Source organism: Polaromonas sp. 39-63-25 (genome assembly GCF_002278925.1).
Lineage (GTDB): Bacteria > Pseudomonadota > Gammaproteobacteria > Burkholderiales > Burkholderiaceae_C > Polaromonas.
Window position 1 is genome coordinate 162102 of sequence record NZ_NCJH01000006.1, and the last position, 22103, is coordinate 184204.

The 22103-nt window shown below is 65.0% G+C and carries 21 protein-coding genes and 1 pseudogene; 3 read left to right on the plus strand and 19 right to left on the minus strand.

Annotated features, from left to right (window positions below):
- Positions 1-32: 32 nt before the first annotated feature.
- The 11 genes from B7X65_RS07365 to B7X65_RS07415 form a co-directional block, all read right to left on the minus strand.
- Complete coding sequence (locus tag B7X65_RS07365; protein ID WP_293593644.1) at positions 33-656, minus strand: sigma-E factor negative regulatory protein; 624 nt, start codon at positions 654-656, stop codon at positions 33-35.
- 83 nt (positions 657-739) lie between these two features.
- A complete protein-coding gene (gene rpoE, locus B7X65_RS07370; protein WP_293593645.1) occupies positions 740-1384 on the minus strand; it encodes an RNA polymerase sigma factor RpoE in 645 nt (214 codons plus the stop codon).
- The gene (locus B7X65_RS07375) at positions 1381-1899 is read right to left on the minus strand and encodes a hypothetical protein (protein ID WP_293593646.1); all 519 of its coding nucleotides are present in this window, start codon (positions 1897-1899) and stop codon (positions 1381-1383) included. The genes rpoE and B7X65_RS07375 overlap by 4 nt, the downstream gene beginning before the upstream one ends.
- A gap of 60 nt (positions 1900-1959) precedes the next feature.
- The gene (fabF, locus tag B7X65_RS07380; protein WP_293593647.1) at positions 1960-3204 is read right to left on the minus strand and encodes a beta-ketoacyl-ACP synthase II; all 1245 of its coding nucleotides are present in this window, start codon (positions 3202-3204) and stop codon (positions 1960-1962) included.
- Positions 3205-3273: 69 nt separating this feature from the next.
- Positions 3274-3513 (minus strand): acyl carrier protein, encoded by a 240-nt coding sequence (acpP, locus tag B7X65_RS07385; protein WP_011484542.1) that lies wholly within the window; start codon positions 3511-3513, stop codon positions 3274-3276.
- Positions 3514-3688: 175 nt separating this feature from the next.
- Complete coding sequence (fabG, locus tag B7X65_RS07390; protein WP_293593648.1) at positions 3689-4435, minus strand: 3-oxoacyl-ACP reductase FabG; 747 nt, start codon at positions 4433-4435, stop codon at positions 3689-3691.
- Positions 4432-5382: an ACP S-malonyltransferase gene (fabD, locus tag B7X65_RS07395; RefSeq protein WP_293593649.1), complete on the minus strand. Its 951-nt coding sequence runs from the start codon at positions 5380-5382 to the stop codon at positions 4432-4434. Before fabD ends, fabG begins: the two co-directional genes overlap by 4 nt.
- Before the next feature lie 51 nt (positions 5383-5433).
- The gene (locus B7X65_RS07400; RefSeq protein WP_293593650.1) at positions 5434-6411 is read right to left on the minus strand and encodes a beta-ketoacyl-ACP synthase III; all 978 of its coding nucleotides are present in this window, start codon (positions 6409-6411) and stop codon (positions 5434-5436) included.
- 7 nt (positions 6412-6418) lie between these two features.
- Positions 6419-7522 carry a phosphate acyltransferase PlsX gene (gene plsX / locus B7X65_RS07405; RefSeq protein WP_293593651.1) on the minus strand — a complete coding sequence of 368 codons (1104 nt, stop codon included), beginning with the start codon at positions 7520-7522 and terminating at the stop codon, positions 6419-6421.
- Positions 7523-7607: 85 nt separating this feature from the next.
- Positions 7608-7790, minus strand: a complete 183-nt coding sequence (gene rpmF / locus B7X65_RS07410; protein ID WP_096669354.1) for a 50S ribosomal protein L32 — start codon at positions 7788-7790, stop codon at positions 7608-7610.
- 216 nt (positions 7791-8006) lie between these two features.
- Positions 8007-8549: a YceD family protein gene (locus B7X65_RS07415; RefSeq protein ID WP_293593652.1), complete on the minus strand. Its 543-nt coding sequence runs from the start codon at positions 8547-8549 to the stop codon at positions 8007-8009.
- A 25-nt stretch (positions 8550-8574) separates the two neighbouring features.
- Between B7X65_RS07415 and B7X65_RS07420 the strand changes: the two genes are divergently transcribed.
- A complete protein-coding gene (locus tag B7X65_RS07420) occupies positions 8575-9225 on the plus strand; it encodes a Maf family nucleotide pyrophosphatase (protein WP_293593653.1) in 651 nt (216 codons plus the stop codon).
- Complete coding sequence (locus B7X65_RS07425) at positions 9222-9989, plus strand: SAM-dependent methyltransferase (RefSeq protein ID WP_293593654.1); 768 nt, start codon at positions 9222-9224, stop codon at positions 9987-9989. The genes B7X65_RS07420 and B7X65_RS07425 overlap by 4 nt, the downstream gene beginning before the upstream one ends.
- Positions 9990-10065: 76 nt before the next feature.
- Here B7X65_RS07425 and B7X65_RS07430 read toward each other — a convergent pair whose 3' ends face one another.
- The 4 genes from B7X65_RS07430 to B7X65_RS07445 are packed head-to-tail and all read right to left on the minus strand — an operon-like array spanning position 10066 to position 13295.
- Positions 10066-11118 carry a S49 family peptidase gene (locus tag B7X65_RS07430; RefSeq protein ID WP_293593655.1) on the minus strand — a complete coding sequence of 351 codons (1053 nt, stop codon included), beginning with the start codon at positions 11116-11118 and terminating at the stop codon, positions 10066-10068.
- 9 nt (positions 11119-11127) lie between these two features.
- Positions 11128-11505 (minus strand): Rieske 2Fe-2S domain-containing protein, encoded by a 378-nt coding sequence (locus B7X65_RS07435; protein WP_293593656.1) that lies wholly within the window; start codon positions 11503-11505, stop codon positions 11128-11130.
- Positions 11498-12169 (minus strand): HAD-IA family hydrolase, encoded by a 672-nt coding sequence (locus B7X65_RS07440; RefSeq protein WP_293593657.1) that lies wholly within the window; start codon positions 12167-12169, stop codon positions 11498-11500. The genes B7X65_RS07435 and B7X65_RS07440 overlap by 8 nt, the downstream gene beginning before the upstream one ends.
- Positions 12138-13295 (minus strand): RluA family pseudouridine synthase, encoded by a 1158-nt coding sequence (locus tag B7X65_RS07445; protein WP_324488541.1) that lies wholly within the window; start codon positions 13293-13295, stop codon positions 12138-12140. The genes B7X65_RS07440 and B7X65_RS07445 overlap by 32 nt, the downstream gene beginning before the upstream one ends.
- Before the next feature lie 569 nt (positions 13296-13864).
- On the opposite strand from B7X65_RS07445, the gene B7X65_RS07450 reads away from it, so the two are divergent.
- Positions 13865-17107, plus strand: a complete 3243-nt coding sequence (locus B7X65_RS07450) for an Rne/Rng family ribonuclease (RefSeq protein WP_293593659.1) — start codon at positions 13865-13867, stop codon at positions 17105-17107.
- Between the two features lie 761 nt (positions 17108-17868).
- Here B7X65_RS07450 and B7X65_RS07455 read toward each other — a convergent pair.
- The 4 genes and pseudogenes from B7X65_RS07455 to hemC form a co-directional block, all read right to left on the minus strand.
- A pseudogene (locus B7X65_RS07455) lies at positions 17869-19155 on the minus strand (heme biosynthesis HemY N-terminal domain-containing protein); the annotation flags it as partial.
- Between the two features lie 15 nt (positions 19156-19170).
- Positions 19171-20280: a uroporphyrinogen-III C-methyltransferase gene (locus B7X65_RS07460; protein ID WP_293593660.1), complete on the minus strand. Its 1110-nt coding sequence runs from the start codon at positions 20278-20280 to the stop codon at positions 19171-19173.
- Complete coding sequence (locus B7X65_RS07465; protein WP_293593661.1) at positions 20277-21095, minus strand: uroporphyrinogen-III synthase; 819 nt, start codon at positions 21093-21095, stop codon at positions 20277-20279. Before B7X65_RS07465 ends, B7X65_RS07460 begins: the two co-directional genes overlap by 4 nt.
- Entirely contained in the window at positions 21092-22063 is a 972-nt protein-coding gene (gene hemC / locus B7X65_RS07470) for a hydroxymethylbilane synthase (protein ID WP_293593662.1), read from the minus strand. Before hemC ends, B7X65_RS07465 begins: the two co-directional genes overlap by 4 nt.
- Positions 22064-22103: the final 40 nt, after the last annotated feature.

Here is a 22103-nt window from a genome sequence, read left to right on the forward strand (position 1 = left end):
GAACCGGCCTGGTCTTGCCTGTGCTAGCCACGTCAGCGACGCTCGCCCTGGGGCGACTCGAAGGTGGCGTTTCGCAGGAAGCCCGAGGGCATCTGCAGGGCCGACGCGCCACCCAGTTGCCGGTGGGCCGCCAGCAGTTCCTGCGTCCTCGCATCGCGCACCAGGGTCCCCCGCTCCGACACCACCAGCACCTGCTGCGCAGCAGGCTCCGAGCGGGCCAGTTGCGGTGCAGCCGAAGGCGACAGCAGGCCGGCGCCGGCATTCCAGGCAATCGCCGCCACCGCAGCGACGGACGCAAACCCCGCCACCAGCTTCCAGGGGAAGCTGGCGTCGTTGGCGGCTTCGCCTACGGTCCATCCGGCTCGCCCGCCCGGCGCGTGACGTACTTCCGGCAGAGCCGGCGCAGCAACGATGACCGGCTCCTGGCTCAGGCGCACCCGCAGGCGCGCCATAAAGGCCGTATCCGCTGCGTGCGGGCTCAGTTCCGGCGAACGCAACACATCGCCAATCAGGTGATAGGTGTTCCAGCTGTCCAGCGCCTGGGCATCGGCCTCGCAGGCCGCCAGCGCACGGGCAAAGTCCTCGCTTGCCAGCTGGCCGTCAGCCAGGGCGGAGATCAACTCACTGTGTTGCGTCATCGGTTTCATGGTGTCCATGGGCAGCTTGGGTCTGCCGGTTTCAATCGTTTACTCTGTCGTTTACTCTGGCTTGCATCGGCTCGTCGCTACTTCTCGACAAACTACCAGCGCTTGCCGGACTGGTTTTCCAGCAAGGGCTTGATCCTGGAAGAGATCGCTTCCCGGGCCCTGAAAATCCGCGACCGCACGGTGCCGATCGGGCAGTTCATGACTTCCGCAATCTCTTCATAACTCAGCCCTTCAATTTCCCGCAGCGTGATGGCCTGGCGCAACTCCTCGGGCAAAGCCTCCATGGCGGCGTTGACCATTTGCGCGATCTCCTTGCCGGCCAGCACGGCTTCGGGCGTTTCCGAACTGATTAGTTCGTTTTCCAGCGGGGAAGTTTCATCGCTTTCATCGCTTTGGCCGGATTTGAAGGAATTCTCTGACACCGTGGGGTCGCGCTTGAGCTCCATCAAGGCCTTTTTGGCGGTATTGACAGCGATGCGGTACAGCCAGGTGTAGAACTGGGCTTCGCCCCTGAACTGGGCAAGCGCGCGGTAGGCACGAATGAAGGTTTCCTGGGCAATGTCCTCGACCAGGTCCACATCACGCACCATGCGCCCGATCAGGCGCTGGATGCGGCGCTGGTACTTGATGACCAGCAGCTCAAAGGCCTTCTGGTCCCCCGCGACAGTGCGCTCGACCAGCATGGCATCGCTGTCGCTTGGCGCGGCCGGCTCCTGCGGGGACTCGTCGGTACTCATGAACCGGAGCGCAGCGAAGGAGACTGCGCCGGAAAGTCAGAGATGGTCACGGGAGAGCTGGCGTCCCACGGCACCAGGTCCGCAGACGGCCTGTGCTGCGCGTGTACGGCGCGGCGCAAATCCAGCCAGCGCTCGGGCTGGGCCGAACGGCCCGCCCAGAGCCACAGGGTGGCGTGGTCCTGGTTTTCCAGCCGCAGCAGCATGGTGCGCTGCAGATCGAGTGCGACCACCAGATCACGCACCGGTGTGCCTGACTGGTAACCCTGGCTTTCCCAGCGCCAGTCCTGCCCGTCCCAGTGCAGTTGGCCAATCGGCGAATGAAGCCATGCCCAGCCAGCAGCCACACCGGCAGCCAGCACGGCGGCCAGAGCCGTCCACAAGCGCCAGTCCGCTGCGGGTGCAGCACGCCACCACAGGGCCAGCACGCCGGCCCCGGCGAGCCAGAGGCCCAGCACGGCAATGCCCTGAAAAAGCGAACGCCCCAGCGGGTAAGTAACCGGCGGGGCGTTATGCATGGTCAGGGTGCGAAGTGATGGGAATCAGGTGCGGCCGGGCGTGTGGAATGGGGAAGGGCCTCAGACGCGCTTGAACACCAGCGTCCCGTTGGTGCCGCCAAAACCGAAGTTGTTTTTGACAGCCACCTCGATGTTGGCATCACGGGCCGTGTTCGCGCAGTAGTCCAGATCGCACTCGGGATCCTGGTTGAAGATATTGATGGTCGGCGGAATTTTCTGGTGATGCAGTGCCAGCACGGTAAACACCGACTCGATGCCGCCGGCGCCACCGAGCAGGTGCCCGGTCATGGACTTGGTCGAACTCACCACCAGGTTTTTGGCATGGTCGCCAAACGCGGCCTTGATGGCATTCGTCTCGTTCAGGTCACCCAGCGGTGTCGAGGTGCCGTGCGCATTGAGGTACTGCACGTCGCTGGCATTGACGCCAGCGTCCTTGAGGGCCATGTCCATGGAACGGCGCGGGCCGTTCACGTCCGGCGTGGTCATGTGATACGCGTCACCGCTCATGCCGAAACCGATCACCTCGGCGTAAATCTTCGCGCCGCGCGCCTTGGCGTGTTCGTACTCTTCGAGCACCAGCACACCGCCGCCCTCGCCGAGCACAAAGCCGTCCCGGTCCTTGTCCCAGGGACGCGATGCCGTCTTCGGGTCTTCGTTGCGGGTCGACAGGGCACGGGCTGCGGCAAAACCGCCCACCCCCAGCGGCGACACCGTCGCCTCCGCACCGCCGGCCACCATGACGTCGCAATCACCATGCTCGATCATGCGTGCCGACAGGCCGATCGCATGCAGGCCGGTGGTACAGGCCGTCACAACGGCAATGTTGGGGCCCTTGAAGCCAAACTTGATCGACACATGCCCGGAGATCATGTTGATGATCGAGGCCGGCACAAAAAATGGGGAAATCCGGCGCGGACCCCGGTTGATCAGCTCGGTGTGCGTCTGCTCGATCATCGGCAAACCGCCAATGCCCGAGCCGATGTTGCAGCCGATGCGCGTCGCCAGCTCTTCGTCCAGCGCATCGCCCGTGGGCAAGCCGCTGTCGGCCACCGCCTGGCAGGCCGCGGCCAGACCCAGGTGAATGAAGCGGTCCATGTGCCGGGCTTCTTTTTCAGGGATGTAATCCGTGATGTCGAAGCCCTTGACCTCACCTGCAAATTTGCAGGCGAAGCTGCTTGCATCAAATTGCGTGATCAGGTCAATGCCGGGCGTTCCGGCAAGTACATTGGCCCAGGAGTCGGCCACGGTGTTACCCACCGGGCTGACACAACCCAGACCTGTCACAACGACGCGACGACGGCTCATGCGCAAATCCTGAAGAAAGTCCCGAAAGACCAAAGGCCTTTCGAGCGAGCTGAAAAAAGACCGGAGTCTTTAGGCTTTTTGATGGGTGTTCGCGTAGTCAATCGCGTTCTGAACGGTGGTGATCTTCTCGGCGTCTTCGTCGGGGATCTCGATGCCAAACTCGTCTTCCAGAGCCATGACCAGTTCTACGGTGTCAAGCGAGTCAGCGCCCAGATCGGCCACAAAGGCTTTTTCGCTGGTGACCTGGCCTTCTTCCACGCCAAGTTGCTCGGCAATGATTTTCTTAACACGTGCTTCGATATCGCTCATAGTTCCCTCTGAGGGTTGTGAATTAATCCGTGATTTTAGCGTTGTTGGGGTTGATTTCCCAACCCGCCAGCCGGACGGATAAAACCCGGCTTGTGGTCCGGTGCCTGCAGGCTGCATGCGTCACCATTATTCATGATCCTGGTGACGCAGGGCAGATCGGCAGCCGCCGGATGGTTTACATGTACATCCCGCCGTTGACGTGAAGCTCCTGCCCGGTGATGTAGCCGGCCTGCGGGCTCGCTACAAAGGCCACCGCATGCGCGATGTCCTGCGGCTTGCCCAGGTGCCCCAGCGGAATCTGTCCCAGCAGCGCCTTCTGTTGTTCCTCGGGCAAACCTGCCGTCATGTCGGTTTCAATAAAGCCTGGTGCGACGCAGTTGACGGTGATGTTGCGGCTGCCGAGCTCGCGGGCCAGCGCACGTGTCATGCCTGCCACGCCAGCCTTGGCCGCTGCGTAATTGGCCTGGCCGGCGTTGCCGGAAGCGCCCACCACCGAGGTGATGCTGATGATGCGGCCATAACGCTGCTTCATCATGGTGCGCATCACGGCACGGTTCATGCGGAACACCGCCTTGAGGTTGGTGTCCAGCACCGCGTCCCAGTCATCGTCCTTCAGGCGCATGGCCAGCATGTCGCGCGTGATGCCGGCATTGTTGACCAGCACCTGCAGCCCGCCATATTCCTTGACGATGGCATCGATCAGCGCCTCGGCGGCCGCTGCGTCATTGACGTTGAGATTTTTACCGGCACAACCGGGAAAAGCAGCCAGCGCCTGGCTGATTTTGGCGGCACCATCGTCCGTGGTGGCCGTGCCAATCACTTTCAGGCCGCGTTGCGCCAGTTCCAGCGCAATCGCCGCGCCGATCCCGCGCGAGGCGCCGGTGACCAGGGCTACCTGACCTTCAAATTTGACCTCGCTCATACCAGTGCCTCCTTCGCCTGCGCCAGGCTGTCCGGATCAAACAGGGCCATGCCCGTCATGTCCGCATCGATACGTTTGACCATGCCGGCGAGCACCTTGCCGGGCCCGCATTCGACCACCGTGGTGATGCCGCGCGCCTTGATGGCCTGCACACATTCGACCCAGCGCACCGGTCCGAAGGCCTGCTCGTAGAGGGCTGCGCGGATACGGTCGGGATCGGTTTCGACAGCGACCGCAATGTTGTTGATCACCGGGATCTGCGGCGCAGCGAAGGCCGTAGCCGCCAGTTTTTCCCGGAGCCTGTCCGCCGCGGGCTTCATGAGGCTGGAGTGAAACGGTGCCGACACCGGCAGCGGCAAGGCCCGCTTGGCACCGTTGGCCTTGAGGACTTCGCAGGCTTTTTCCACGGCCGCCTTGCTGCCGGCAATCACAGTCTGCATCGGGTCGTTGAAGTTGACGGCCTCCACCACTTCCGCGGTGTTCAGGCCAAAACTGCGAACGGCTTCAGCGCAACCTTCAATCACACGGGACGCTTCCATGCCCAGAATGGCCGCCATCGCACCGATACCCACAGGCACCGCCTCCTGCATGGCCTGCGCGCGAAAGCGCACCAGCGGCGCAGCCTGCGCGAGACTCAGCACACCCGAAGCCACCAGCGCGGAATATTCACCGAGCGAATGCCCGGCGACCACCGCCGGCGCGGCGCCGGTCTCGGCCATCCAGGCACGGTATGCCGCCACACCTGCCACCAGCATCACGGGTTGCGTGTTGGTGGTCAGGCCCAGCGCCTCCTTGGGGCCCTGGCTGATCAGCTGGGCCAGGTCCTCGCCCAGCGCATCCGAGGCCTCCCGCAGCGTATCCCGCACGGCCGGATGCTCGCCCCAGGCGTCGAGCATGCCGACGGCCTGCGAACCCTGTCCGGGAAAAACAAAAGCAAAAGGTTTCATAAAAGTATCGATAAAAACAGCTTCCCGCCCTGATGGAACGGGCGCAAGCCGCTATAGATTCAGGAGTACCGCGCCCCAGGTGAAGCCACCGCCAACCCCTTCGAGCAGCAGCGTCTCCCCTTTTTTGATCTGGCCACTGCGCACCGCCACGTCAAGCGCCAGCGGAATGGAGGCTGCTGAGGTGTTGCCGTGCTGGTCCACCGTGACGATGACCTTGTCCATGGACATCTTGAGCCTCTTGGCGGTGCCCTGCATGATGCGGATGTTGGCCTGGTGGGGAACCAGCCAGTCAATGTCGCTCTCCTGCAGGCCGGCCTTGACCAGGGTTGCACGCGCCGCATCTTCGAGAACACCGACCGCGAGTTTGAAAACGGCCTGCCCGTCCATCTTGAGCAGCGGATCACCCAGCACCTTGCCGCCGGACACGGTGCCCGGCACACACAAGATGCCGACGTGTTTGCCATCGGCGTGCAGGTCGCTGGCCAGGATGCCGGGCGTCTCGGACGCCTCCAGCACCACAGCGCCGGCGCCGTCACCAAACAGCACGCAGGTGGTGCGGTCCGAAAAATCGAGAATGCGCGAAAACACCTCGGCGCCAATGACCAGCGCCTTGCTGGCGGAGCCGGTCTTGATCAGGGCGTCGGCAATGGTCAGCGCATACACAAAGCCGCTGCAGACCGCCTGCACGTCAAACGCCGGGCAGCCGGCGATGCCGAGTTTGTTCTGCAGGATGCAGGCTGCCGAAGGAAACACCATGTCGGGCGTCGACGTGGCCACGATGATCAGGTCGATGTCGCCGGGCTGGAGTCCGGCGGCCTGCAGGGCGTTTTTGGCGGCTTCCACCCCCAGGTCGCTGCTGCAGACACCGGGCTCGGCAAAGTGGCGGGCACGGATGCCGGTGCGCTCGACAATCCAGTCGTCGGAGGTTTCAACCCCCTGCGCCGCCAGTTCGGCGGCCAGCTCGGCATTGCTCAGACGGCGCGGCGGCAGATAGCTGCCGGTGCCTGTGATACGTGAATAAGGGCTCATGAATAACTTAGTGTGCGGCGCCAGAGGCGGCCAGTTCAGCCTGCGCCGGAACGACTGGGGGTTCCGCAGGCGGCGCACCGGCCGTGGCCAGCAGCGGCGCCGCGTGAGCAATGCGTTCCCTCACCCGGTCCAGCAAATTGTTGCGAGCTGCATCATAAGCCCGATTCAGGGCCTGCTCGAAGGCGAAGACGTCGGCCGAACCGTGGCTCTTGAAGACCAGCCCACGCAGGCCCAACAAGGCTGCCCCGTTGTAACGTCGGTGATCAACCCGATTTTTAAACGCAGATAACACCGGATAAGCAACGATAGCTGCAATTTTTGTAAAAATATTGCGCGAAAACTCCGCCTTGATGAAACCACCAATCATGCTAGCCAGACCTTCACTGGCCTTGAGGGCCACATTACCGACAAAACCATCACAAACCACGATGTCCACCACACCCTTGAAGATATCGTTGCCCTCGACATTGCCGTAAAAATTAAGATCGCCACTTTTAGCAGCAGATCGCAGCAATTCACCAGCTTTTTTAATTGTTTCACTGCCTTTTATCGCCTCTTCGCCGATATTGAGCAGCCCCACGCTGGGGTTGGATTTGTCGGCGATGGCCGCGACCAGGGCAGAACCCATGACCGCAAACTGGAACAGATGGTCTTCCGTGCAGTCGACATTGGCCCCGAGGTCCAGCACCGTGGTGGCGCCGCCCTTGGCGTTGGGGATTTGCCCGGCAATCGCAGGGCGGTCAATGCCGTCCAGTGTCTTGAGGATGTAGCGCGAAATGGCCATCAGCGCGCCGGTGTTGCCAGCCGAGACTGCGGCTTGCGCGGCGCCATCCTTGACCTGCGCAATCGCCACCCGCATGGACGAGTCCTTCTTGCGCCGCAGGGCGACTTCGATCGGATCGTCCATGGTCACCACCTCGGTGGCAGCGACCACCTGGCAGCGCGAATGAGCCTGAAGACGGGGAAACAGCGGATGGGCCGCCAGCACGGCAGGCTGGCCTACCAGCAGGATGGCCGCTTCGGGGTGGCCGTCCAGGAAGGACAGACTGGCGGGCACGGTGACCTGCGGGCCGACATCACCACCCATGGCGTCGACAGCTATCCTGATCATGGCAGGACCGGTGCAGTCAGGAAATGGGAATTCAACAAAACAAAGGCCCGCAGGATGAGTGCGGGCCAGTCGTTAAAGCGCGAAATTACGCTTCGGATTTTGTTTTCAGCACCTTGCGGCCACGGTAGAAACCGGTGGGGCTGATGTGATGACGCAGGTGCGTCTCACCGGTGGTGGACTCGACAGCAATGCCCGGAACGGTCAAAGCGTTGTGCGCACGGTGCATGCCGCGCTTGGAAGGTGATTTTTTGTTCTGCTGGACGGCCATGATCCGCTCCTGAGGGGGTATAGGGTGGGTAAATTACGCACAAAACCCGTGAGCGGGTCTTGGCGCCAAGCCTTTGATTATAGCGCGATACGGCCGACTTTTCCAGTAAGCGTTACCAAGCAGGCGCCATCCCCTCTGAAAACCCTCTCCAACAACCGTCTGGAACAGCCTGCCTGCACAGTGCCGGCGGGCTTTGCTCCACAGCGCGATTTCTGGTTATTTTTTCTTTTTCAGCTGCGCCAGGGCGGCAAAAGGGTGAGGTTTGGCGTCTTCCTGCTGCGCCAGTTCGCCCTCGCCGGCACTGAACACCGGTGCCACCGGACAGGTCTCGTGCATGGGCACCAGCGGCAGGGCCATCAGCAGTTCGTCCTCGACCACGGCCAGCAGGTCAAATTGCGGCGCCATCACCAGCAGGTCCTCTTCGGACTGGTCGTCCTCGGCCATGGCAATGTCTTCATCGGCCACAAAGCGGTACCACTGGTCCACGTCCAGCGCGGTGGGCACTGCGCCCATGCAGCGCTGGCAGGTCAGCGGTAGGGTCGCGCTGGCCTGCAGGTGCAGCCAGACCTCGTCTTCAGCACCCGCGTGCGGCCGCAGCTCGGCCCGCGCCTGCCAGTTAACAGCCAAATCGGGCGCCAGCCCATGCAGCTCCTGCGCCAGGCGCTCCATATTTGATAGTGGCGTGCGCTCGACGAGCGGTTGGCCCTCCTGGGCGAAGGCCTGCATGTTGAGCCGGCGGGCGTGAAGATGTCTGGACATGGCAGCAGTGTAAGAGAATCGACGCATGAACCCTGCACCTTCTCCCGATGCCCGCAACGGCGCCCACCCCCCAACAGCGCGCCGCCTGATCCTGGGCTCGACCTCGCCCTACCGCCGTGAACTGCTGCAACGCCTGCAGATTCCCTTTGAGGTGGCCTCCCCCGCGGTCGATGAAACCCCAATGCCTGGCGAAGCCCCGGCGCCCCTGGCCCGGCGGCTGGCCCTGGCCAAGGCGCGTGCCGTGGCCGCGGCTTTTCCCGATGCGGTGGTGATCGGGTCCGACCAGGTCGCCGACCTCAAGGGCCAAGCCCTCGGCAAGCCCGGCAACCATGCCAACGCCGTCGCCCAGCTTCGCCAGATGAGCGGCCAGAGCGTGGTGTTCCAGACCGCCGTGGCCGTGGTCTGCCTGCAAAGCGGGTTTGAACAGACCGACCTGGCAGCGGTGAAAGTGCAGTTTCGCGTACTCGGCGATGAGGAAATCGAAAACTACCTGCAGGCCGAGCAGCCTTACGACTGCGCCGGCAGCGCCAAAAGCGAAGGGCTGGGCATCGCCCTGCTGGAGGCCATCGAGAACGACGACCCGACCGCCCTGGTCGGCCTGCCCCTGATACGCACCTGCCGGATGATCCAGGCCGCCGGCATCCCGCTGCTGCCGGCACGCAGGGGAAAACCATGACCGGCACCGCCAAAGGCCGGCTTTACCTGGTACCCGCGCCGCTGGATTTCGGCTGTGACGTGCAGGCCCCGTTGCAGGACGTGATGCCGCTGGGCACGCTGCAAATTGCTGCGACTCTTTCCTGCTGGATTTGCGAAAACGCCAAAAGCACGCGCGCTTACCTCAAGCGGGTGGGCGAGGTGGTGCCGCTGCAGCAGCCGGTGCAGGCGCAGCAGATCCAGGAACTGCCGCGCGAGGTGCATAAAAAAGGCGACCACGGCGGCAACTTCGACGCCCGGCCGCTGCTGGCGGCGGCGCTGGTCGGCCGGGACATCGGCCTGGTCAGCGAAGCCGGCATGCCGGCCATTGCCGACCCGGGCTCGTCCGTCGTGCGCGCCGCGCACGAGCTGGGCCTGCAGGTATTGCCGCTGGTGGGGCCGATGTCGCTGGTGCTGGCACTCGCCGCCAGCGGGCTGAACGGCCAGAATTTCGCGTTTGTCGGCTACCTGCCGCAGGACGGCGGCGAACGCAGCCAGCGCATCCGGGAACTCGAATCGCTGGCGCTGAAGACCGGCCAGACGCAGATCTTCATTGAAACGCCCTACCGCAACACCGCCCTGTTGCAGGCGCTGCTGCAGACGCTGCAACACAACACGCGGCTGGCCCTGAGCTGCGGCCTGAGCCTGCCCGGCGGCTGGTCGCGTAGCGCGTCAGTCAGCACCTGGAAACGCGACAAGCCTGCTGCACCGCTGGCCCTGCCAACGGTATTCTGCATAGGCCGCTAAACCGGCGCGACAACAAAAAAAAGCCCGCAGCAAGCGGGCTTTTTTTACCTGGCAACCGGCCAGCGGATGCGCTGTTTCAGCGAATCGCAGGAACCGTCTTCAGCGTGCGGATCGCGCCGTCCCCGATGGCCGCACCAAATTTCTTGGCCAGGCGTTCGGCGACGTTTTCGCGGCGCGTGTAGTCGATGATTTCTTCGGTCTTGACGACTTCGCGGGCCACATATTCAAGCGACCCCAGCTGGTCCGCCAGACCCAGCTCGATGGCCTGCTGGCCGGTCCAGAACAGGCCACTGAACATCTCCGGCGTTTCCTTGAGGCGTTTGCCGCGGCCGTTTTTGACCACCGTGATGAACTGCTGGTGGATCTGGTTCAGCATGGTCTGGGCGTAGGCGCGCTGCTGTTCGGTCTGCGGGCTGAAAGGGTCCAGGAAACCCTTGTTCTCGCCGGCGGTCATGAGGCGGCGCTCCACGCCCAGCTTGTCCATCAGGCCGGTAAAACCAAAGCCGTCCATCAACACGCCGATGCTGCCGACGATGCTGGCCTTGTCGACAAAAATCCTGTCGGCCGAGGCGGCAATGTAATAGGCGGCCGAGGCGCAGGTCTCTTCGACCACGGCATAAACGGGTTTTTTGTACTTGGCCTTGAGGCGCACGATCTCGTCATTCATCATGCCGGCCTGCACCGGGCTGCCGCCGGGTGAATTGATCAGCAGTACCACCGCCTGGGCACCCTCGTCTTCAAACGCGGCGCGCAGCGCGGCATTGACGAACTCGGCGCTCGCGTCGGCGCCGTCGGCGATCTCACCCTTGATTTCCACCACCGCGGTGTGCGGCGCGCTGACGTTGGTGGTGGCCGCGCCGCGGTGCATGGCAAACCACACCAGGAACACAAAAAAGGCCAGCCAGGACAGGCGCACAAAGGTCTTCCAGCGGCGCGTGGCCTTCTGCTCGTTGAGGGCGGCAAAAGCCAGCTTCTCCAGCGTCGCGCGCTCCCAGCCCGGCTCGGTGCTCAGGGACTTGCTGGTTGCTACGTTTTCAGGAGCTGCCTGCGCCCGTGTTTGCTGGGCTGACGATCTGTTTGGATCAAAATCCGGGTTGTCGGACGGTTCGGTGCGGTTTGAATCATTCATACGGGTAGTTTAGAACTCCAATGTTTTAAGTTTGTAGGACGTGTGCCAGAAAACAAGGCCCTCGCCTTCTGAAATATCAATCTTGACCAGCCCGCCCTGGCAGGGACCGCCGCTGCACTCGCCCGTGTCGGGTCGGTAGGCCGCGCCGTGGCTGGCGCACAGCAGCCACTGGCCGCTGTCGTCGAAGACCCGGTTGGGCTGCCAGTCCAGCTCCATCGCCACATGGCTGCAGCGGTTCAGGTAGGCGTGGGGCCGTCCTTCGAAGCGCACGGCAAAGGCGCGGCAGGTCTGGCCTGCGTAGTTCACGTCGAAAGGCACGGCCTCGCCCCTCTCCAACAGTTCACCGATGCGGCACAGCGGGATCAGGGCCAGGTCCGGATCAGGCATGGCGGGCCAGCCAGTCGTGCAGGTCCTGCACGGAGTGGGCAACAAAACGTGGCTGCAGGGCGTCAAAGGCCGCACTTTCGTGCGCTCCGTAACTGACCCCGACGCTGGCACAGCCGGCGTTGAGCGCCATCTGCAGGTCGTGGGTGGTGTCGCCAATCATCAGCGTACGCTCCGGACTCACGCCAAACTCTTCCATCAGCTCATGCAACATGCGCGGGTGCGGCTTGCCGGCGGTTTCATCGGCGGTGCGCGAGCCGTCAAACCGGCCCTTGAGTTCGACCGCCTGCAGCGCTTCGTCGAGGCCGTGCCGGCTCTTGCCGGTCGCCACGCTCAGGAGGTGGCCGCGCGCCCTGAGCGCGGCCAGCAACGGCAGCACGCCGTCAAACAGGCTGATGTCGTTCTGGTGGCCAATGTAGTGGTGGCGGTAACGCGCGCCGAGCTCCGGGTACTTCTCGGGCGGGACATCGGGCGCCGCATGGGCCAGCGCCTGCATCAGCCCCAGGCCGATCACATAACCCGCGGCTTCGTTGGTCGGCACGGTGCCGCCCACGTCACGCACCGCCGCCTGGATGCAGCGCACGATGATTTGGGTCGAATCGAACAGCGTGCCGTCCCAGTCGAAGGCAATCAGGTCAAAGTTGAGCGGGGAGGACGGGCGTGGCATGGATCGTGAAACTCTCGAGATCGGGGGGGAGCGCGGCCAGCAGGTCAATACGTTTGCCGCTGGACGGATGGGTGAACTTTAACCGCCAGGCATGAAGAAACATGCGTTTGAGAGCGACGCCACCGGCTTCTTTTTGCAAGGCTTTGTTCAGTTCGAAGTCGCCGTATTTGTCGTCGCCGGCAATCGGGTGGCCGGCACTGGCCAGGTGCACCCGGATCTGGTGCGTGCGACCGGTCTTGATGGTCACTTCGAGAAGCGTGAAATCGCGCCCGGCCGCAGCCAGCGCCGACTTCACCTTGACCAGGGTCACCGCACGCATGGCGTCCGGATGGTCCTTGTCCACCACCCGCACGCGACGCTCGCCGTCGGGCAGCAAATATTTCTGCAGGGAGGCGTCCAGCACTTTTTTATTGACCGGCCAGGCGCCGCTGACGAGCGCGAGGTAAATCTTGTCGGTCTCGCGCTCGCGAAACTGCTCCTGCAGGTTTTTCAGCGCCATTCGCTTTTTGGCGACCAGCAGGATGCCGCTGGTCTCACGGTCCAGCCGGTGGACCAGTTCCAGAAACCTCGCCTCGGGCCGCGCCATGCGCAGCTGCTCGATCACGCCAAAAGCCACACCGCTGCCGCCATGCACGGCCACGCCAGCCGGTTTGTCTATGGCCAGCAGGTGCTCGTCTTCAAACAGGATGGGGAACTCCCGTGACGGCGCGTAACCACCTGTGGTGGACGCAGCGCCGTGACGCGCCACCTCGACGGCCATGGCCCGGGCCTTCTCGTCGGCCCGCTCCGAGGTGCGCACCGGCGGCAGGCGCACGATGTCGCCGGCCTCGATGCGGGTGTCGGCCTGCGCCCTGCCCTTGTTGATGCGCACTTCGCCGCTACGGATGATGCGGTAGACGTGGGTCTTGGGCACGCCCTTGAGCTGGCGGATCAGGAAGTTGTCCAGGCGCTGGCCCGCAAAGTCAGCGTCCACTGTCACCAGCGTGGCCTGGGGGGGCGCTTTTGCGGGCAGTTCCGGCGGTGCTTGCAAAGGCGGGGGGGATCGGGGTCGGTCAGGCAGCGCTGCCGTCAGGGGTTTACCCGGGCGGCGTGTTTTACCTGAACCTGCGCCTATAATGTGTTTCACTAGCGACAAGCTGTAAGTGGTTGATTTGTCTGGGAGTTTAGTCCACACACCCATCAACCCACTGCAACAGCCTTGCTGGAAGGTCGACGCCACTGGCAGCAAATGCCCGCAAGCGCACGGTGCCAGGCACCCCGCGGCAGGAACATGTTGTGCAGACGAGTCGACGTTTTGCGAATACAACTACGGAATACGATGTGTGCAGCCCCGCGGGCTGGACACGGATCCAGGTGAAATCTGGTCTTTACATGGGTAGCCTCTTGACATCACTGGCAGCACTGATTTTTTTATGCCTGCGGCGCCTTCTGGCCCCGCTTTCAGGCATTAATCAGCCGTCAGCCCTTGTCCTGCGGGCGCAAGCAGCTACTTTTTTTGTAGCAAACACCTGTCAGACCCCGACTCGCCCCATCCACGCGCCTACGCCCAGACTGCTCTGCGACTGATTTTCAGTCGCCGTAGCTTCGTCAAAAGCTCTCCGGCAATTCCCCACGTTCGCACAACGTCTGCTCCCGGCGTCGTTTGCCCGTTTTTCGGGCAGTGATGTTTGAGAACAGAAGAACGAAGGAAACCCCATGAAACGCATGCTGGTCAATGCCACCCAGTCGGAAGAACGCCGCCTGGCCATTGTCGACGGACAAAAACTCCTCGACTACGAAATCGAAATTGAAGGGCGCGAACAGCGCAAGGGCAACATCTACAAGGCCGTCGTGACACGTGTCGAGCCTTCGCTCGAAGCCTGTTTTGTCGACTACGGTGAAGACCGCCACGGCTTTTTGCCGTTCAAGGAAATCTCCAAGCAATACTTCGCCCAGGGCGTGTCGGTCAGCCAGGCGCGCATCCAGGACGTGATCCGTGAAGGCCAGGAAATCCTGGTCCAGGTCGAAAAAGAAGAACGCGGCAACAAGGGCGCCGCCCTGACCACCTTTGTCTCGCTGGCCGGCCGTTATGTCGTGCTGATGCCCAACAACCCGCGCGGCGGTGGCGTCAGCCGCCGCATCGAAGGCGAAGACCGGGCCGAGCTGAAGGAAAACATGGACCAGCTGGAATACCCGGCAGGTTCGAGCATCATCGCCCGCACCGCCGGCATCGGCCGCAGCGCCGCCGAACTGCAGTGGGACCTGAACTACCTGATCAAGCTGTGGACCGCGATTGACGGCGCCGGCAAGGGTGGCAAGGGCGCCTTCCTGATTTACCAGGAATCGAGCCTCGTGATCCGCGCGATCCGCGACTACTTCAACAGCGACATCGGCGACATCCTGTTCGACACCGACGACGTCTACGAACAAGCCCGCCAGTTCATGGCCCACGTGATGCCCGAGCACGAGCACCGCGTCAAGCGTTACCGCGACGACGCGCCGCTGTTCAGCCGCTTCCAGATCGAGCACCAGATCGAGTCGGCCTATGCCCGCACCGTGCAGCTGCCCTCCGGCGGCGCCATCGTGATCGACCACACAGAAGCCCTGGTTTCCGTCGACGTCAACTCGGCGCGCGCCATCAAGGGCGGCGACATCGAGGAAACCGCCACCCGCACGAATCTGGAAGCCGCGGACGAAGTCGCGCGCCAGATGCGTCTGCGCGACCTCGGTGGCCTGATCGTCATCGACTTCATCGACATGGAAGAGTCTCGCAACCGCCGCGACGTCGAAAACCGCCTGCGCGACGCGTTGCGCCAGGACCGCGCGCGTGTGCAGTTCGGCACCATCAGCAAGTTCGGCCTCATGGAAATGAGCCGTCAACGGTTACGGCCTGCGTTGTCAGAAGGCGCATCGATCCCCTGCCCGCGTTGCGGCGGTTCCGGCCATATCCGCGATACCGAAAGCTCGGCGCTGCAGATCCTGCGCATCATCCAGGAAGAGTCGCTCAAGGACAGCACGGCCTCGGTGCTGTGCCAGGTGCCGGTCGATGTCGCGTCTTTCCTGCTCAACGAAAAACGCTCCGAGATCGCCAAGATCGAGATGAAGCAGCGCATCAACGTGCTGCTGGTGCCCAACAAGACGCTGGAAACACCGAACTACAAGCTCGAGCGCCTGAAACACGACGACCCGCGCCTGGACAACATCGAGGCGAGCTACAAGATGGCCGAGGAAATGGAAGACCCGACCACGGTCACCCGCCGCAGCCAGGAAAAGCACAACAAGCAGGAACCCATCATCAAGGGTGTGTTGCCCGATGCACCGGCACCCATCGTCGTGCCCAAGCCGGCACCGGCGCCCGCCCCGGTGGCGGCCCAGCCGGTCCGGCCGGTGGTTGCCGCCCCGGCGGAAAAAAGCTTCTTTGCCAAAATCAAGGAGTTTTTTGTAGGCGCAGAAGCTGCACCCGCACCGGCGCCTGTCAAGGAAGTCAAAAAAGACGAACGCGGCGAAGGCCGGCGTGACGAGCAGCGCGGCGAACGGGGTGAACGCAGCGAGCGCGGTGACCGTGGCGGCCGGGGTGAACGCGGCGGCCGTGGCGGCCGTGGTGGCCGCAGCGAAGGCCGCTCGGGCGAAGGACGCGGCGAAGCCCGTCCCGACCAGCGTGGCGGTGAACGTGGTGAACGTGGTGAACGTGGTGAAGGCCGTGGCGGCGAGCGCCGCGAGCGCAATGCCGATGGCCGCGCCGAAGGTGCCCGCCAGGAACGCCCCGCCGGTGAAGCACGGCCCGAAGGCCGCAACAACGAGGCCCGCCCCGAGCGCGCAGAGCGGCCACCGCGTCCTGAAGGCCAGGGCGACAGCGAAGGCCGCGGCGAACGTGGTGAACGCAGCCGCCGTGGCCGTGGCGAACGAGGTGCCGAGCGCGGTGGCGAACGTGCCGACCGTCCGGCACGCGACTCCATCGAGCAGGATCTGGCCCTGGCCAACCAGGCCGCCATGGCCGCAGCCATGAACGAAGGTGATGCCGCGCCGCGCCAGGAACGTCCGGCTCAGGACGCCGGTCGTGACGGCGAGCGCCAGCCGCGCGCTGAAGGCCAGGGTCGCCGTGAACGCGGCGAGCGTGGTGGTGAAGCCCGCGGTGAGCGTGGCGAACGCGGTGAACGCGGCGCAGGCCGTCGCAACGAGCGTCGTGATGAGCGCACGGACGGCAGCACCGCACCCGCGGCCGGCGCCCAGGCCGACAGCTTTGATGCGGCGCACCCCGCCGTCGTGGCCGGTCTCGATGAAGCCGGCAACCCGGTGGTGCCAGCTTCTTCCACCGACGTCCAGCCGCGCGCTGAAGGTCAGGAAGAAGGCCAGGACCGCCAGCCGCGCGAGCGCCGCAGCCGGGACCGTTATGGCCGCGACCGCCGCGAGCGTTCAGAACGCAGCGACCAGCCCGCCGAGGGTCAGGCCGAAGGTGCAGCCCCGGCTGCTGTCGCTGAAAGCTTTGTGCCAAATCAGGCCGCAGCCCAGGAAACACGTGCACCGGCAGCTACTGAATTTGTAGCATCTGTCGCACCGGCACCCGTGCCTACGCCCGTTCCGGCAATGCCGGTGGCAGCACCGGCGCCTGTCGCCGCACCCGCCGTCGTCCAGCCTGCGGCCGCCGCGCCAGCCGCTGCTGCACCCGCAGCACGTGCGCTGCCGAAAGTCCAGACCTACGACTTGCCGCTGCAGGACCTGGCCCAGGTGGCCCAGTCCTCGGGTCTGCAATGGGTCAATTCCGACGCCAGCAAGATCGCGGAAATACAAGCGGCGATGGCCGCCGAACCGAAACCGATTCATGTGCCACGCGAGCGCCCACCGGCACCACAACTGGACGCCAGCCCGCTGGTGCTGGTCGAAACCAAACGCGACCTGCGCGACATGACCCTGCCGTTTGAGCAGCCTGCCGCGCCAGCAGCGGGTGAACGCACGGAGTAATCCTGCCGTTCGTGCCGGCTTGGCACTTCAGATCAAAGGCAGCTTTCGGGCTGCCTTTTTTTCGTCTGTACTGGGGGCGTGCGTTCGTGCTCCCGACGCAACGAGGTCAAGCCATCACAAGCCTCGACTTTATGGGGTTTGCCAGCAAGCCGGGTCTCGCCCCGGCGGGCGACTTACTTTTGGCGAAACCCGCAAAGCGGGTTTTCTTTGCTCGCCAAAGGCGCGTTGCACGCGCGGGGTTCGCTCACTTCGCGAAGCGAAGTTAGGCGAACACCACACCTAAGGAAAAGAAAGGCGACCCGATGGTCTGGGTCCCTCCGCTTCGCTGCGGGCACCCTGTGGTGCTCGACAAAAGCGGGGTCCCGCTCGAACTCGCCTTCGGCTCAGACAATCGCGAGCCCTGATCCGCTTTTGCCTGCGCTCCTCGGCCCAGCCCGACGGGTGGGGGAAACGAATACAAATGCGGATACGGGGAGGCGAGGACGCGCTTTGCGCGTCCTCGCCGGAGTCCGATGGCGTATCCGAATCCGCTCCCGCACCCGAACCCACCCCCTTCTGGCTGCGCCGAGGAGCGCAGGTCCAGCCGGATCAGGACGGGCGATTGTCTGAGCGCAGCGAGTTCGAGCCCGGCCCCGGCTGGACCGAGCACCGCAGGTCGCCCGTAGCGAAGCGGAGGGACGCAGACAGCAGGGTCGCCTTTTCTTTTGCTTACTTTTCTTTTGGCGACGCAAAAGAAAAGTGAGTTGCCGCCGGGCAACCCCCACCTCGGCCGCCCGCTTGTAAGCCTGCGCCGCAGCCACCGCATCACCACGCTGCTCGGCCAGCAGTGCCAGCGCGTGCCAGGCATTGCGGTGCAGGGTGCCGTCCTGCAGGGCCAGCACGGCCTGGGATAGCAGTTGCTGGGCCTTGCCCCAGAGCTGGCGCTTCAGGAAGGCCATGCCTGCGAGGTACTGGACATTGGCATCGCGCGGCCGCAACTGCTGCGCCGTCTCGATGCGTGCCAGCCAGGCGGCGTCGATGGAGTCCAGCCCCTGCTCGAGCACCCGGATCAGCTTGATGCGCTGGGAGTCGCTGACCTCGGAGTGCGGCCGCATCACCGGTTCCCAGACCTGCAGCAGCCAGCTGCGGGCCAGGTCGGCGTCGCCGTGCAGTGCCATCAGGCGAGAGGCGGCGTGAATCACCAGCTCGGGCATGGCGCGCTCGCCGGCGTCAAGGGACTGCCAGGCGGTCTGCAACTGCGCCGGATCATGGGCGCCGCCGAGCAGCTCGAGTGCCAGCCCGCGCACAATGCTTTGCGCGGCGGCGGGCGAAAAAGCCCGGTGTTTGGCCAGCAGGCGCGCGGTTTCCAGCGCCTGTGGAATCTGCCCGGCCTGGCGGGTGGCGCGCAATTTGGTGCGCAGCGCCAGCGTACGGCGCGACGCGCCCTGCGGCAACTGGTTGAGCAGCGCCAGCGCGCCGAGCGGGTCCCGGTCGTCGAGTGCCCAGCGTGCGGCGCGCAGCTGCACACCTTCGCGGGTCTCCTGGGCAATCCGGTGGCTGCTGACTTCCAGCGCCTGCTGCAACTGCTCTTCACGCTCGGCCTTGTTCTGCAGGGCCTGCGCACTTTCGGCAGCCAGCAGGTGCGCCAGCAGACGCAGCTGGGTCGCGCGCGCCGGCGTGTAGCCGCCGACATGGCCGGAGGCGCGTGCCAGCAGGCTGAGGCTTTTTTCCTGGGTGATGGCGTTCTGCGCGAGTTTGGCCGCGCGGATAAAGCGCCCGGCCATCAGGTGCGACAGCGCGTCCATGAAGGCGGCGTACATGGCACGCTCTTTTTGCTGGGCGCGCCAGCGCCTGGCCTCGGCCGGCAGCGAAAACACCGCCACCACGGCACGCAGCGCGAGGTACAGCAGGGTGAACAGGCCGGCCAGCAGCAGCACCAGCAGGTTGAAGGAAATGTCGACGCGGTGCGGCGGCCAGAACAGCGTCACCACCGCCTGGTTGTTGCCGGCCACCAGCGCCACCGCCACCGCAATGCCGAACAGGGCCAGGAGCCAGAGAGCGCTGCGCATACCGAGCCCGGCTTCCTAGCGGCCCGCGGCCGCCGTGGCCAGCGCGGCCAGGGTTTCGTCCAGGCGCGGCAACTCGCTGGACTTCATCTGGCTTTGCACCTGCTGCAGCAGCTGGGCTGCCGCCTGGGTCCTGCGCGACGCAGGATCAAAGTACTTTGCCAGCGAGGCGCCGGCGGCGGCCAGGTCGGAACGGGCGCTGGCCGTCTGGCGCGACAACAGGCCGAGCCGGGCGTTGAGCAGTTTGAGCTTGAGGTTTTCACGCAGGAAAAACGCCTGCTCGGGTGCCAGCAGCGCGGCGTCGGGCTGGTCGATGCGGCTCACGCGCAGCAGACCGCGGGCTTCGTCCAGCGAGCCCTGCAACGTGCGCTGCCACCAGGCCCTGAGCGCCAGGCTGTCCAGCCAGGCCATGGAGGTGCCTGCTGAGGAAGCGGGCCTGGCCGGCACGGGTGCAGCCGCCGGCGCCACCAAACGGGCGGCGGCCGCGCCGGTCACCATCGCGTTGGCCAGCGGCAGATCGTCCACCGCGCGGGTCAGTTCATCAAGTTTGAGCAGCAGGCCGGGCACATCGGTCACCGTGGTGGCCTTGATGCGCTCCACGTCCCGGGCGATGGCGCGCTGCAGCGGATTGAGGCGCGGTTGCGCGGCGCGCGTGAGCCGCTGGTCGGCCGACTTGAGCGCCGCCAGCAGCGGCCCGGCGCCGCCGGTCAGCTGGGCCTGCTGCTGGGCCAGACGCAGTGCAGACTCCACATCGACCACCAGGTTTTCATCGCGCGAGCGCGACAGGCTTTGCATCAGTTCTTCCAGCTGGGTGCGCTGCAGGCTCACCTCACTGAGCCGCGTCTCCAGCAGTGCCAGGCGCGCCGTCAGTTCGCGCGTGCCTTCCTGCGCCTGCCGCGCCAGTGTGCGGGCCTCGATGGACTGCGCGGTCGCGTCGGTGCTGCGCCTGGCCAGCTCTTCCTGGATGTTGCCGAGCTTTTGCCACAGCAGGATGCTGAGCACGAGGCCGGCAATGGCCACCAAGCCGGTCACCAGCAGCCAACGGCGCCCCGCACCCGCCGCTGGTGCGGCTGGCAGCTCGGCCAGGGGCACCGGCAAGGGAGGGGGGACGGGTTCGCTGTCGCTCATGGTGGTATTGATTCTATCGAGCCCACGATATCCGCCATCTCCGGACGTGACTGCACAACAACACCCCAGCCGGCGGCACGCGCCGCTTCGGCAATGCGTGGGTGGGTGGCGACGGCGCGGGCGCGCGACCAGTCCCCTGCCGGCAGGTGGGCCAGCGCCTCGGAGCTGCTCAGCAGCCAGACCGAGCCGTCGTGCGCCGCGGCTGCTATGCGTTGCCGCTGCGATTCAGTGAAAACCGGCGCGCGGCGCTGGTACACCGCCACCACCTCGACCCGGGCACCCGCGGCGGCGAACTGCTGCGCCAGCCAGTCGCGCCCGGCCCCGCCCGCCTGGTCCTTGCCTGCGCCATGACCGCGCACGATCAGCACGCGCTGGCCCTGCCAATGGCGCTGGTTCACCACCGCCCACAAGGCTTCGGAGTCGAACTGCCCGGCGTCTGCCGCCGGGGCGTCGATCAGCGCCTCGGGTACTCCCGCACGGCGCAGCGCGGCCACCGTTCCCGGACCGGGCGCCAGAAAGCGCGGCCCCGCGCTTGCCATTGATGCTATTGAATCAGTAGCTGCTTGCGCCTTCTGCACAAGGGCCGCAGCCTGATTGGATGCAAAAAATCCGTCTACGGCATTGCCGCTGACAAACATCAAGGCCGAATAGGTACCGATCTCGCGCCAGGCCTGCTGCAGGGCCGGCGACTCCGGCAGCGCAGCGATCTCGATCAGGGGCAGCGCCTCGGCCTGCAGGCCGTGCGCCTGCAGGGACTGCACCCAGCCGGCGGCCTCGCGCTCAGGCCGGGTGACGATGACACGCACAGCGTTCAAGGCTGCGGCGCAGGGGCGGCCCAGACGGCGCCGCCGGCCCGCAAGGAAGCGGCCACGCGTTCACCCAGGGCCTCGGCGTCCGCAAAGGTATGCACCGACGCGCGGTGTTCGGCACGCACCAGCGGCTGGCCGGCCACGCCTTGTCCGTCCGCGCCGGGCTCGCCCCAGGCGGCTTCCAGACACATCTCGTCGCCCTGCGGTTCGCGGATGAAGGCGGCCAGCGGCATCGAGCAGCTGCCCCCCATGGCACGCGACACGGTGCGCTCGGCCGTCACCGCCAGCCAGGTTGGCTGGTGCGCCAGCGTGGCCAGCGCTTCGAGCAGATCCTGCCGGTCGGCACGCACTTCGATGCCCAGTGCGCCCTGCCCGGCGGCCGGCAGCATCTGCGCCGGATCGAAGGCACAGCGGATGCGCGAAGCCAGGCCCAGGCGTTTCAGGCCGGCGGCGGCCAGCACGATGGCCTGGTATTGCCCTTCGTCGAGCTTGCGCAGGCGGGTGTCGAGGTTGCCGCGCAGGGGTTCAATTTTCAGGTCCGGCCGCAGGGCCTTGAGCAACACCAGACGGCGCAGGCTGGAGGTGCCGACGACGGCGCCGGGCGGCAGCTCGTCCAGCGACGAAAAATGATTCGACACCAGTGCATCACGCGGGTCCTCTCGCTCGAGCACGCAGGCCAGCGCAAAGCCGTCTGGCAGGTCCATGGGCACGTCTTTCAGCGAATGCACGGCGATGTCGGCGCGGCCGTCGAGCAGCGCGGTTTCCAGCTCCTTGACGAACAGGCCCTTGCCGCCGACCTTGCTCAGCGAGCGGTCCAGGATCTGGTCACCCAGCGTGGTCATGCCCAGCAGCTCGACCTGCCAGCCCAGGCGGGTCTGCAGCAAGGCCTTGACGTGTTCGGCCTGCCACAGGGCGAGACGGCTTTCGCGCGTGGCAATGACAACGCGGAGGGAAGGGGAAGAAGCTGCGCTCACTCGTAACCTGTCTGTAATCTTGGGGGGTGCCCGGATGCTA

Coding starts and splice junctions, on each gene's coding strand:
- B7X65_RS07365 (WP_293593644.1), bottom strand. CDS start 656: ATGGACACCATGAAACCGATGACGCAACACAGTGAGTTGATCTCCGCC.
- rpoE (WP_293593645.1), bottom strand. CDS start 1,384: ATGAGTACCGACGAGTCCCCGCAGGAGCCGGCCGCGCCAAGCGACAGC.
- B7X65_RS07375 (WP_293593646.1), bottom strand. CDS start 1,899: ATGCATAACGCCCCGCCGGTTACTTACCCGCTGGGGCGTTCGCTTTTT.
- fabF (WP_293593647.1), bottom strand. CDS start 3,204: ATGAGCCGTCGTCGCGTCGTTGTGACAGGTCTGGGTTGTGTCAGCCCG.
- acpP (WP_011484542.1), bottom strand. CDS start 3,513: ATGAGCGATATCGAAGCACGTGTTAAGAAAATCATTGCCGAGCAACTT.
- fabG (WP_293593648.1), bottom strand. CDS start 4,435: ATGAGCGAGGTCAAATTTGAAGGTCAGGTAGCCCTGGTCACCGGCGCC.
- fabD (WP_293593649.1), bottom strand. CDS start 5,382: ATGAAACCTTTTGCTTTTGTTTTTCCCGGACAGGGTTCGCAGGCCGTC.
- B7X65_RS07400 (WP_293593650.1), bottom strand. CDS start 6,411: ATGAGCCCTTATTCACGTATCACAGGCACCGGCAGCTATCTGCCGCCG.
- plsX (WP_293593651.1), bottom strand. CDS start 7,522: ATGATCAGGATAGCTGTCGACGCCATGGGTGGTGATGTCGGCCCGCAG.
- rpmF (WP_096669354.1), bottom strand. CDS start 7,790: ATGGCCGTCCAGCAGAACAAAAAATCACCTTCCAAGCGCGGCATGCAC.
- B7X65_RS07415 (WP_293593652.1), bottom strand. CDS start 8,549: ATGTCCAGACATCTTCACGCCCGCCGGCTCAACATGCAGGCCTTCGCC.
- B7X65_RS07420 (WP_293593653.1), top strand. CDS start 8,575: ATGAACCCTGCACCTTCTCCCGATGCCCGCAACGGCGCCCACCCCCCA.
- B7X65_RS07425 (WP_293593654.1), top strand. CDS start 9,222: ATGACCGGCACCGCCAAAGGCCGGCTTTACCTGGTACCCGCGCCGCTG.
- B7X65_RS07430 (WP_293593655.1), bottom strand. CDS start 11,118: ATGAATGATTCAAACCGCACCGAACCGTCCGACAACCCGGATTTTGAT.
- B7X65_RS07435 (WP_293593656.1), bottom strand. CDS start 11,505: ATGCCTGATCCGGACCTGGCCCTGATCCCGCTGTGCCGCATCGGTGAA.
- B7X65_RS07440 (WP_293593657.1), bottom strand. CDS start 12,169: ATGCCACGCCCGTCCTCCCCGCTCAACTTTGACCTGATTGCCTTCGAC.
- B7X65_RS07450 (WP_293593659.1), top strand. CDS start 13,865: ATGAAACGCATGCTGGTCAATGCCACCCAGTCGGAAGAACGCCGCCTG.
- B7X65_RS07460 (WP_293593660.1), bottom strand. CDS start 20,280: ATGAGCGACAGCGAACCCGTCCCCCCTCCCTTGCCGGTGCCCCTGGCC.